At 70.9% G+C, this 11,764-nt stretch carries 9 protein-coding genes; 7 read left to right on the forward strand and 2 right to left on the reverse strand.

Features of this window, described 5'->3' with window-relative positions:
* Positions 1–21 precede the first annotated feature (21 nt).
* The gene (locus tag IE267_RS31430) at positions 22–981 is read left to right on the forward strand and encodes an asparaginase (protein WP_189765508.1); all 960 of its coding nucleotides are present in this window, start codon (positions 22–24) and stop codon (positions 979–981) included.
* A gap of 24 nt (positions 982–1,005) precedes the next feature.
* Positions 1,006–2,265, forward strand: coding sequence for a GNAT family N-acetyltransferase (locus tag IE267_RS31435; RefSeq protein WP_189765509.1), 1,260 nt, complete (start codon positions 1,006–1,008; stop codon positions 2,263–2,265).
* A 36-nt stretch (positions 2,266–2,301) separates the two neighbouring features.
* Here the strand turns inward: IE267_RS31435 and IE267_RS31440 are convergent, their stop codons facing one another.
* Positions 2,302–3,279 carry a zinc-binding dehydrogenase gene (locus tag IE267_RS31440; protein ID WP_189765510.1) on the reverse strand — a complete coding sequence of 326 codons (978 nt, stop codon included), beginning with the start codon at positions 3,277–3,279 and terminating at the stop codon, positions 2,302–2,304.
* A gap of 280 nt (positions 3,280–3,559) precedes the next feature.
* Between IE267_RS31440 and IE267_RS31445 the strand changes: the two genes are divergently transcribed.
* Positions 3,560–4,156 carry a TetR/AcrR family transcriptional regulator gene (locus tag IE267_RS31445; RefSeq protein ID WP_189765623.1) on the forward strand — a complete coding sequence of 199 codons (597 nt, stop codon included), beginning with the start codon at positions 3,560–3,562 and terminating at the stop codon, positions 4,154–4,156.
* Positions 4,157–4,205: 49 nt separating this feature from the next.
* Here IE267_RS31445 and IE267_RS31450 read toward each other — a convergent pair whose 3' ends face one another.
* On the reverse strand, positions 4,206–5,651 hold the full coding sequence (locus IE267_RS31450; RefSeq protein ID WP_189765511.1) for an FAD-dependent monooxygenase: 1,446 nt from the start codon (positions 5,649–5,651) through the stop codon (positions 4,206–4,208).
* A gap of 451 nt (positions 5,652–6,102) precedes the next feature.
* Here IE267_RS31450 and IE267_RS31455 point away from each other — a divergent pair, with 451 nt between their 5' ends.
* The 4 genes from IE267_RS31455 to IE267_RS31470 are packed head-to-tail and all read left to right on the forward strand — an operon-like array spanning position 6,103 to position 11,638.
* Positions 6,103–6,858, forward strand: coding sequence for a TnsA-like heteromeric transposase endonuclease subunit (locus tag IE267_RS31455; RefSeq protein WP_229861520.1), 756 nt, complete (start codon positions 6,103–6,105; stop codon positions 6,856–6,858).
* A complete protein-coding gene (locus IE267_RS31460) occupies positions 6,858–9,110 on the forward strand; it encodes a transposase (protein WP_189765512.1) in 2,253 nt (750 codons plus the stop codon). The genes IE267_RS31455 and IE267_RS31460 overlap by 1 nt, the downstream gene beginning before the upstream one ends.
* Positions 9,088–10,347 (forward strand): AAA family ATPase, encoded by a 1,260-nt coding sequence (locus IE267_RS31465; protein ID WP_189765513.1) that lies wholly within the window; start codon positions 9,088–9,090, stop codon positions 10,345–10,347. The genes IE267_RS31460 and IE267_RS31465 overlap by 23 nt, the downstream gene beginning before the upstream one ends.
* Positions 10,325–11,638: a TniQ family protein gene (locus tag IE267_RS31470; RefSeq protein WP_189765514.1), complete on the forward strand. Its 1,314-nt coding sequence runs from the start codon at positions 10,325–10,327 to the stop codon at positions 11,636–11,638. Before IE267_RS31465 ends, IE267_RS31470 begins: the two co-directional genes overlap by 23 nt.
* Positions 11,639–11,764: the final 126 nt, after the last annotated feature.

Below are 11,764 nucleotides of genomic sequence, written 5' to 3' on the forward strand. Positions count from 1 at the left end.
TGCCCGGAAGGCCGCACCCCCATGACCGCCGTGACGCCCCCGATACCCCCGGTCCTCGCCGAAGTCGTACGTTCCGGATTCGTCGAGGGCCACCATCGGGGCTCGCTGGTGGTGCTGGCGGCCGACGGCAGCGTCGAGTTCTCGCTCGGCGACCCGGCCGCGCCCGTCTTCCCCCGCTCGTCCAACAAGCCGATGCAGGCGGCCGCCGTGCTGCGGGCCGGCCTCGACCTGTCCGGCGAGCGCCTGGCCATCGCCGCCGCGAGCCACTCGGGCGAGGGCTTCCACCTCGATCTCGTCCGCAAGATGCTGGCCGAGCACGGCCTGACCACGGACGACCTCCAGACCCCGCCCGACCTGCCGCTCGACCCGGCCGAGGCGGAGACGTACCTGGCCGCCGGCCAGGTCCGCGAGCGGCTCACCATGAACTGCTCCGGCAAGCACGCGGCGATGCTCGCGGCCTGCCGGCTGAACGGCTGGGACCAGGCCACCTACCTCGACCCGGACCACCCGTTGCAGCGGCTCGTCCTGGAGTCCGTCGAGTCGGCCGCCGGCGAGCGGGTCGCCTCGGTCGGCACGGACGGCTGCGGGGCGCCGCTGATGGCGATCAGCCTGACCGGCCTCGCGCGCGCCTTCCGGACCTTCGCGACGGCGGACGCGGGCACGGTCGAGGGCCGGGTCGCCGAGGCCATGCGGGCCCACCCCGAGTACGTGGCCGGCACCCGGCGGCCCGACACCTGGCTGATGCGCGAGGTGCCCGGCACCCTGTCGAAGATGGGTGCCGAGGCCGTGCAGGCGGTGGCCCTCGCCGACGGCCGCGCGCTCGCCTTCAAGGTCGACGACGGCGCGATCCGCGCGCTCGGCCCGATCCTGGCCCGTGCGCTCCGGCAGCTGGGCATCGAGGGGCCGGTCGTGGACCGCATCGGCCGGGCGCCGCTGTTGGGCGGGGCCGCGGAGGTCGGCGAAATACGGGCGACATTCTGAGCCGAGCTGCCTAGCGTGGCCGGTATGAGCACTCCGGCCACGCCCGCCATCGAGGTCCGTACCGTCACCGACGACGAGTTCACCGACTGGATCAGGGCGGTCAACGTGGGATTCCTGCGGCCGCCCGCGGTGGACGAGGAGTACGTGAGCGGTCTGAAGGCCAACAGTGATCTGAGCCGTATCCAGGGCGCCTTCGACGCCGGGCGGTGCGTGGCGACGTTCCGCTCCTTCGCGCAGGAGCTGACCACGGTCGGTGGTGCCGCGCTGCCGGTGAGCGCGGTCAGCGGTGTCACCGTCACGCCCACCCACCGCAGGCGCGGCCTGCTGACGCGGATGATGGCGACCGAACTGGCGGCGGCCAAGGAACGCGGCGAGATCGCCTCCACGCTGATCGCCGCCGAGTACCCGATCTACGGCCGTTACGGGTACGGCCCGGCGTCCCACATCACCGAGTGGGAGATCGACACCGCGCGGGCCGGGCTCGACCCGCGCTGGGCGGCCCCGGCCGACGGCGGCAGCGTCGAACTCGTGCCGCTGGCGGACGCGGCGAAGCTCGGCGCCGAGGTGTTCGAACGTTTTCGGCCGACCCGGCCCGGGGCGATCGACCGCGACCGGCGCTGGTGGGACCTGACGACCGGCGTGGTCCGCCGCTACGACCCCTGGACCGAGCCGTTCTTCGCGGTGTACCGCACCGCCGACGGCGACCCGGCGGGGTTCGTCGGCTACCGCGCCGACGACAGGTGGAGCGACGCCAAGCTGCCGGAGAACACGGCGACGGTGGCGGATCTGATCGCGCTCACCCCCGAGGCGGAGCGCGCCCTGTGGCACTACCTGTGCTCCATCGACTGGATCCGCAAGGTGCGCACCGGCCGCCGAGCCCCCGACGACCTGCTGCCACAGTACCTCCCGAACCCGCGCGCGGCCGCGATCGTGACCCACTCCGACTACCTGTGGCTGCGGCTCCTCGACGTCGTACGGGTCCTGGAGGCGCGCACCTGGGCGAGCGAAGGCGCCGTGGTCCTTGAGGTCGTGGACCCGGCGGGCCTGGCGGCGGGCCGCTTCCTCCTGGAGACGGACGAGGCGGGTGCCCGCTGCACCCCCACCACCCGAAGTGCCGAACTGACGCTGGACGTAAGGGAGTTGGCGTCAATCTACCTCGGCGACGAGTCGGTGCGGCGACTGCTCGCGCTCGGCCGGGTGACGGAGGAACGGGCAGGGGCGGCGGCACGCGCGGACGGACTCTTCCGCACGGCCGGCCGCCCCTGGTGCCCCGACATGTTCTGACCCCCACCCCCGTGGGGGATCGGCGCCGTGCGGGGCTCATCCGCGGGGTGCGAGCAGCACTTTTCCGACCAGGGCGCGGCCCTCGATCGCCCGGTGCGCGTCGGCGGCGCGGGCCAGCGGGAACACCTCGCCGATCACCGGCCGCAGCCGGCCGGCCGCCGCTTCCCTGAGCACCCGGCCGAGCAGCGCGGTGCGGCGCTCGGGCGTCAGCTGTACGTCGCCGATGCCGAGCAGGGTGATGCCGCGCCGCCGGGCCTCCTCCGGGTCGACGGCGGCGAACCCGGTACCGGTGGGGGCGCCGTGCGCAGAGAAGCGGCCGCCGTCGGCGGTCAACGAGAAGGCCTCCAGACCCAGTTGGCCGCCAACTCCGTCCAGTACGAGATCGGCGCCCTCCCCGCCCAGCGCCGCGCGGGCCTGGCGGCCCCACCCCGAATCCGTCGCGTCGATGACGCGGTCGGCCCCCAACTCCCTTACCAGCGCGGTCTTTTCGGGCCCGCGCGCCACGCCCACCACCCGTGCGCCGAGCGCGTGGGCGAACTGGACGAGCAGGGTGCCCATGCCGCCCGATGCGCCGGTGACCAGGACGGTCTCGCCCGGCTTGAGCGCGGTGTTGTCGAGGAGCGCGAGGGCGGTGACCCCGTCGTGCACGAGGGAGGCCGCCTCGCGCAGGCCGACGCCGTCGGGCACGGGGGAGAGGTGGGCGGCCGGGGCCGCCACGAGCTCCGCGTAGGTGTCGGCCGCGCCGGACACCGCCACCCGGCGGCCCACGAGGCCCGCGTCGACACCGGGGCCGATGGCGGTGACCGTGCCGGAGATTCCGCCGCCGGGCACGTAAGGGGGCTCGACGCCGAAGAACTCGTCGAAGGCGCCCGCGCGGATCTGGGTCTGCACGAAGAGGGTGTCGATGTGGTCGACGGCCACCACGGCCTCGCCCTCCCCGGCGACCGGCTCCGGCGCGCTCGCCGTCACCAGTACCTCGGGCCCGCCGAACTCCTGGACCTGTGCCACACGCATGCCGATCACTGCTCCGCCCGGTTGTCCGCACCCGCGCGCGGCCTGCGTCGGCCGTGCCGCGGGTGCCGCTCTCATTGCCCTTGCCGAGCGCGCTTGTTGGCCTCGCCGCTCTCGCTGCTCGTACGGCGAGTGTTCAACCTGAACCACGCTTGAGGTCAAGAGCGACCCCGGAGGCCCGTACTGGAGCCCGGAGGCCCGTACTAACGGTGCTGGAATTCCCTTAAAGTGAGGGAAGGGGTCGTCTTCGTCGGGCAAGGAACGGGAGTCGCGCGTGGAGGGCATGGAGCCGGGAACGGTCCGGCCGGGCGGACGGACGGCCCGGGTGCGGGCGGCGGTGCTGCGGGCGGCCGGGGACGCACTGGTGGAGCACGGCTTCGACCGGCTCGACCTCGCCGACGTCGCGCGCCGGGCCGAGGTGGGCAAGACCACCGTCTACCGGCGCTGGTCCACGACGACGGGCCTGGTCGCCGACCTCCTGGACGACATGGCCGAGCAGTCCTCGCCGCGTACGGACACCGGCTCGCTCGACGGCGATCTGCGGGCGAACGCCCGGCTCGTCGTCGGGACGCTGACCGATCCGCGGCAGGGCGCCCTGTTCAAGGCGGTGATCGCCGCGGCCACCTGCGACGACCGCGCGGCCGGCGCGCTGCGCCGTTTCTACGCGACCCGCATCGCGGAGTGGGCGCCCTGTGTGACGCGGGCCGCCGAGCGGGGCGAAGTGCCGTCCGGCACGGACGCGCGCGAGGTGATCCGGGCGGTCTCCGCCCCGCTCTACTACCGCTTCCTGGTGAGCGGCGACCCCTTGGACGAGCCGTCCGCGGACCGCGCCGCGCTGGCCGCGGGGGCGGCGGCGAGGGCGGGCGCGTACGGGAGTTGAGGGCTGGTGGTTCGGCTCCGCACCCCGGGTCGGCTCGGCTCAGTGCGGCTCAGCTCGGCTCGCCGAACCAGTGGCCGAGCGCCGCTTCCAGGCCGTCCCCTCCGGCCCAGCACACGTAACCGTCCGGCCGGATCAGCATCGGCTTGGTGTCTGCGCCCGGGGCCACCCGGTCCGTCCGGTCCACCCGGCCCGTCCAGGGGGCGGCGAGATTGGCGAACGCGTCGGCCGGGTCGAGCAGCACACCGCGCCCGGACCGAAGCAGCTCGTGCACCCGGGCCGTGCCGAGGTCCAGGTCGGGCGCGGGGCGGCCGACGAGCGGATGGGCCCCGGTGCCCGGCATCGGGTAGCGGACGGCCGTACCGGACATCAGGTCGGCGAGATGGCGCCGGACGTCCGGGAGTTGGGCCATGGCCGTGAAGACCTCCCGGGTGGCGAGCACGTCCGGATCGCGGGTGCCGGCCCAGTCCATGAGGAGGCTCTGCGCCCGGACGTTGCGCAGGACGGCGGCCCCCGCCGGATGCCGTTCCGCGTGGTACGTGTCGAGGAGGTGCTCCGGCGCCCAGCCGTGCACGGCGGCGCCGAGCTTCCACCCGAGGTTGAACGCGTCCTGCATCCCGGTGTTCATGCCCTGCGCACCGAGCGGAAGGTGTACGTGGGCGGCGTCGCCCGCCAGGAACACCCGCCCGTGCCGGTACCGCTCGACCTGCCGGGACGCGTTGGTGATGCGGCGGGCGTAGCGCAGTTCGAGCAGTCGCACGCCCGTGCCGAACACGGTGGTGAGGCCGTCGCGTATCTCGTCCTCGGTGACCGGCGTCTCCCTCGGCAGCGACCGGCCGGGACCGCCGAGGACCAGTCGGCGCAACGGTCGGCCCTGTGCGTCGGTGCCGAGCGGGAACAGGGCCGCCCAGTGCCCGTCCTCGTTCCAGGTGTGCGAGGCGGCCGGATCGGCGGCGCTCAGCCGCACGTCGGCGGCGACGATCGTCAACGTGCCGGGCTGCCCGGGGAACGCGGCCCGCAGCAGCGACCGTACGGTGCTGTGAGCTCCGTCGGCCGCGACGAGGTGACGGGCGCGGAGTGCCGAGCCGTCGGCGAAGGCCGCGGTGACCCCGTCCTCGTCCTGTACGAGGCCGGTCAGCTCATGGTCCCGCCGCGCGTGCAGGCCGTGCTCGGCGAGGTGCCGCTCGAAGAATCCCTCGATCACGACCTGCGGCACGGACCGCCAGGGCAGCCGGTGCCCGTTGGAGTCGAGCGGGAGCGGGATTCCCGCGAAGTGGCCCGCGGCGACGGGGTGGTCCCCGGTGGCCAATAAGGGTTCGAGGAGCCCGCGCTGGTCGAGCGCCTCCAGGGTGCGGGACTGCACGCCGCCCGCCTTGGACAGGTCGCTGCGCCGGGCCATCCTGTCGACGAGCAGGGTCGACACCCCCGCCGTCAGCAACTCGTTGGCGAGCGTCATTCCGGTCGGCCCGGCGCCGACGACGAGCACATCGGTGTCCATGAAATCTCCTCTGCCTGTACGGATCAGGACAGGGTCAACGCTCCGCCGCCCACCCCGTCCGATCCAGAAACGGGCCCTGTCATGTCGGTATCCGACACACCAGCAGCTGGAGGAGGTGTAATCCGACACTCGGTGCGCTCGTGAGCCGCGGGTGGGTGTACGGATTGTGACTTCCAGCGTTAGATGTCACCGGCGATGGCTTTTGACCTGACGTGTTCTCTCGCGCTTCCAGGGCTTCCTGTCACCAGATTCATGTGGCAGTTGTCACTTCCGGCTGTTTCTCGGCCGAGTTGTCACCAGATCCGGAGATCACTCTGCTTGCCGCTCTCGACGGTGGTCGAGTGGTGCCGTGGACGGAGCACGTTCCCTCGTACAGCCAGCGTCCCCGGCTGATGCTCGGGTCCGTGGGCTGTGGTCACACAGCTGCTGGTGGGAGGACCTGCTCGTCCCGGTGTCCGTGGCGCTGGGCAGGGACGGCCTCGGCCTCGGGCCGGAGTGGACGCGCCGCTGGACGGTGACCTGGCGGACAGCGGGCGACGAGGTGTCGTGCACCGTGCGGGACCTGGCCCACACGCCTCTCGCGGACGGCACTCCGATGCGCTGGTTCTCCTGGCGCCGGGCCCAACGCCACCGCCCCAGCCTTCAGTTCCTCGTCAGTACCGGCCGTCATCACGGGGCCGAGAGCCTGGAGGAGGCACGACTGCTCCTGGTCCTCGACTTCGCGGGCGGCCTCTTCGACGTGTTGTCGCAGCCTCTGCGGCTGCGGTTCGACACCGCGACCGGCCGCAGGGGACACATCCCGGACTTCCTGGCGGTGACGCGGACCGGCCTCTGGCTGATCGACGTACGGCCACGGGCACTGATCGCGTCGGAGGACCTGGAAGCGTTCGCCGCGACCGCCGAGGTCGCGCTGGCCTGCGGCTGGCACTACACCGTCGTGGCGGGCTGGAGGGATCATGTTGCCGCCGCGGTCGATGTCTTCTCCTCACAGCGCCGGCCTCTGTCCGACCCGCTCGGACTACGGCCGGTGCTCGTGGCGGCGGCCCGGGAGGGCGGCACGTTCGGCGAACTCGTTGACGCCACCCCCTTTCCGCCTCTGGCCCGTGCCCAGCTTCTGCACCTGCTTTGGCACCGGCGCCTCGGCACGGACCTGAACCGGCCATTCGGCGACCGGTCCACGGTGATCGACCCCGCCAGGTGGGCGTGATGGGGACGGCGGCCGTCCTGGACCTGTCGCCGGGGGCGGCCCTGGTGCTGGACGGCAGGCACTGGACGGTCGAGCGCCGCGAGCCCGAGCTCGGCCGGGTCCACCTGGTGGGTGACGACGGCACCCGGCAGCCGGTGACCTTCCGCTTCCTGGCCAACCATCCCAACTGCCGTCCCTCGTCCCGGACCGCGGCCCAGGGCTCTGGCCGGGGCCGGCAGCCGAAGACCGTGCAGGATCTGGAGCCCAGACGGCGGGAACTGGCCGCTTGCCGCTTGGCCCACCTGCTGGAGGTGGAGACCGGCTACCGCAGCGGTGACCCGCTGCGTCCCGCGCCGGGCGAGCCGAAACCGGAGTACGACCCGGCCACGACCACGCTGACCGCCCGCCGCTTGGCGAAGGTCGCCGAACTGGCGGCTATGGACCGCCAGCAGGCGAAGCTGCTGGGCCTGGACAGGGTCGGCTACCGCACGCTGATCCGCTGGGACCGCCGACGGCGGGAAGCGGGTCTGGTGGGATGCGCGGACGAGCGGTGGCTGCGCGAGAGCGGCGGCCACCCCAGCATCACGGAGGAGATCCGTGAGGCGATCTTCGCGGTCCGTGCGGAGACCCTGCACCGGTCGAAGGTGACGATGCGGACCCGCGAACGCCTGATCCACCAGTACGTACGCGAGACCTTCCCCGACCGGGACGTCACCGTCCCCAGCTACCAGACGCTGTGGGTGGTCTGGCGGGAGTGGTTCGGACCGGGAGGCTCCCGCCAGCGCTACGCGCGCTCGGCTGAACTGCCCTCGAAGAACGGGCACGTGTTGGTCCACCGGCCCGGCCAGGTGGTCGCGCTGGACACCACGGTGCTGCCGGTGATGGTCCGCGAGAGCGTGTTCGGCGATCCGGTGAAATGCCACCTCACGCTCGCGATGGACGTGCACACGCACTCCCTTTGCGCCTTCCGTCTCACCCTGGTCTCCGACCAGTCGGTGGACGTCGCGATGCTGCTGCGGGACGTGATGCTGCCCCTGCCGATGCGGGCCGACTGGGGCGAGGAACTGGAGTGGCCCTATCCGGGCCTGCCCGCCGCGGTGGTTGCCGAGTTCGCCGGGCACAAGGTCGCCGGCCTGCCGTTCTTCGCGCCGGAGACCGTGACCACCGACCACGGGTCTGTCTATCGCAACCACCACCTGGTCGACGCCCAGCGGGTGCTCGGCTGCAACATCCTTCCCAGCCGCGTTCTGCGGCCCACGGACAAGTCCGCCTGCGAGCGGGCCTTCGGCGCGATCAGGTCGCTGCTGTTTGAGCAGCTGCCCGGCTACACCGGCATCGACCCCGCCGACCGCGGCGCCGACCCGGAAGGTGACGCGGTGCTGACCATCGACGAGATGGAGCACGTGATCGCCACCTGGATCGTTGCAGTCTGGCAACGGCGCCGGCTGGGCCAGTACGCGCCCAGCTGGGACCCTGGCGGCGACCACAGCCCCAACTCATTGTTCGCCGCCTCGTTCGCCCAGGCCGGTTTCGCCATGGAGATCCCCTCGGCGGAACTGTTCTACGAACTGCTGCCCGTCCACCACGTCCGCAAGATCGATGCCCGGCGCGGAGTGAAGATCCGCGGACTTTGGTATGACGCCCCGGCCTTGGACCCTTACCGGGGCCAGCACTCGACCCGCGGTGGACAGCACAAGGGCCAGTGGGTCATCCGCCGGGATCCCCGAGACCGCCGCAGCGTATTCTTCCAGGACCCGCTCACCCACGACTGGCATCCCCTTGCTTGGACCGGGCTGCCGCCTGATGGGCAGGCCCCCGCCTTCGGTGACGCACGCGTACGCGAACTTCTCAAGAAGGCCCAAGCTTGCGGGCTCAGGCCCCGCACAGACGATGAACTCCTGCCGGTCCTTCTGGAGTTGCTCGGCTCTCGCATCCCGGTGAGTCAGTGGCCGACCCGGCTCCCGAAATCGGCGCGGACTGAGCACTCCCGTGAGGTCGTCCAGGCCGCCGCTTCGCGGGCTGACCGGCCGCAGAGCGAACCCGCCAAGGTTGCCGTCGGGGATGGGGTGGTCACTCCCTTGCGCTGGCAGGACAGGACGCGTCAGGCCGCGGACAGCATTGACAGCCACCGGCGGCACCGCCGTGAGCAGGCAGTCCAGGAAAGGCCGACGCCGCCGCCTCCGCTGGGTGAGGCATACCGGCAGCGTGATCTTTTCCTCCTGCCCGAGGAAGACGAGGAAGAGGATGGGCATGGCGGACCCGGCGTGGGGTGAAAATGGCATCGTCCCCTTTCTACGGGCTGGCCCACCGCCTGACCGCACCAGGGTCGAGGGCTGGCGGCAGTGGCAGGAACGTCGGAGCACTTTCATTCCGGCGCCGCGGCTCACCGTGGAGGAGTACGCGGCGATGAGCCCGAGGCGCCGTGCTCTGCATGACCTGCACCGGACCGCGACGCACGTGAACATGGGGCTGCTGGAGACCCCGATGAGCGCGAAGGTCACCAAGCTGATGCGGGGACGGATGCGGAACAACGCGTTGAACTTCGAGCCGGGCACCCGCGACGGACTGATGGTCAGCGGCGGCGGTTACCTAGGCAAGACGGAAACGGCCTGTGATGCCGCTGCCACCTTCGAGATGTTGTGGCGGGATCTGCACCGGCAACTGCTGCCCGGTCCGGTCCCGGGCACCCGGGACCTGTTCGTGCCCGTCGCCTATTGCCGCACTCCGGTGCGGGCGACACCGAAGGGGTTGTGCGCCGCCGTTCTGGACTTCTACGGGGCGCCACTGCCGAAGACGCTGAACGGCATGATCCGCGCAGTGCGGGACTCGTTGCGGGACCATCGCACAACGGCCTTGCTGCTGGATGACATCACCAGGCTCAGGCTCCACCGTGAGGACAACCAGGACACTCTCGATCTCGTCCGGGAGTTGATGGACCTCAACGTCACCCTGGTGCTGATCGGTGTCGATATCCCCCGCTCGGGGCTGCTGCGGAGCGGCTATCCCGATCCCCGCACCGGGCAGTGGGTCTTCCCGTCGGTCAAGGCGGGGAAGAGTTACAACCCGTCGGCCGCCACGCAGACTGAGCGGCGTTTCGACCTGGTCGATCTTGATCCGTTCGACTACGACACCGCTGAGGGCATGGCCGCGTTCATCCAGCACCTGGCTGGCATCGAGGACCGGCTGAGGCTGTTCCGGGCCAGGCCGGGGATGCTCACCGAAGGTGGGATGCCGGAGTACCTGTTCCGCCGCACCCGCGGAATCGTCGGGCTCCTCAAGCGGCTGATCGAGGACGGATGCACCGAGGCGATCGAGTCCGGGGCCGAGGAACTGACCCCAGAACTGCTGTCAGCGATCCCGATCAACCTAGGAAATCTCACCGACCGCGACCCAACTGCCGGTGAGGTTCCCGAAGTTCCCATGGATGTTCCCGTCTCTGCCCCAAAGCCCCGTAGGAAAGGACGCAACACCGTTTACGACGACCGCGGTGGAAGCGCGGCTGGTGGCTGAGCCGTCCGTCTTGTCCTCTCTGCGGCAGCTGCCCAGGAGCCTGGACCCGCTGGAGGACGAGTCACTGCCCGGCTATGTGCTGCGGCTTTCGCACCGGCTGGGCGTCGGACCGGGACCGCTGATCCTCCGCATGGGGGTCCCCAGCAGCCGAAAGGACAGGACGACCCTCATCCGCATCCCGGTCTCTTGCGCGATCAGTCTCGGCGAAGCCGACCTTGCCGCCTTCTGCCACGCCACCCGTCTCTCCCGCCATGAGGCAGCCGGCCTGCTGCTGGCCTCGCTCGGAACCCGCTATGGCCCCCTTAGCTCCGAATTTCGCGGCCGGAGCACTTCCGGCACCAGGCGCCTGCAATACAACAACCCCTGGCTCCTGACCACGCGGACCCAGTTCTGCCCCGACTGTCTCGCCGGAGACGGTTCGGAGATCCAGCAGCGTCACGGCGGCGCTTGGCGCAGGCTCTGGAGGCTCCCGCCGGTCTTCTCCTGTCCGCACCACGAACGATTTCTCCGCCGCTACTGCCACCTCTGTGGCGAACTGGCCCAGAATCGCCACAGCAACGACTTGATTGCCCGGCCGCGAGACAGCGAACTGCATCCCGTCCGATGCCGAGCGACCCCGAAGCCGCCGAGTCCCCGGGCAATGAGCCCAGCCTGCGGAGCCGACCTAACCCAAGCTCCCAGGAGCGATGAGCCGATGTCCCGGGACCACCAATCCCGTGACGTTCTCTTCACACTGCAGAAGAAGTACCTGTCGTTCCTGTCCCCGGGCGGCCCCAAGCAGGTCAGCAGCATCGGCTGGCTGACCCCCACGGCACAGTACTTTCAGGACCTTTGCGGCGTCGTCGCCCTGATCTTCATGACCTGGCCCGAAGTCCGGCCCTATGCGGCCACTCCTGAACTGGCGCGAATCATCGATACCGAGGCAGAACGACGCCACGAGCTGTTCCATCGTCGCGGTGCCGAGCCACGGAAGAACCTGCGGTCGACCGCATACACCGACCCACCGGACGACCCGGTCGCCACCGGCGCCGTCCTTGAAATCGCAGACCGCATCCTCAGCACACCGGACGAAGAAGCCGCAGCACAGTTCCTTGTTCCCCTTGTGGATGAAGCCAAGCGCATTCATCAGCCGATCAGTTACACCCTCCGCAGCCCCCGCGGCGCTTCGATTCCCCTCCGCGTCGTCCTCGCCTACAACCCTCGGGGAAAGTCGAGAAGCCGGGGCGACGTTATCCAAGGCGTCTCTGCGGGAACCGCCACCCGAGCTACCGGACGCGACTCTTCTGGGTAGCCAGCGCCGCGGTGCTGAGCTGGGTCCCTGGCTCAGTAAGTTCGCCAGTGCCTGTTTGCGCGTGACAGACAAACCTCAACGCTTAATGGATTCTGCGATCTGCAGGGCGCAGCCTGTGCTGGCTTC

The sequence above is a fragment of the Streptomyces xanthochromogenes genome (assembly GCF_014650455.1).
GTDB lineage: Bacteria > Actinomycetota > Actinomycetes > Streptomycetales > Streptomycetaceae > Streptomyces > Streptomyces xanthochromogenes.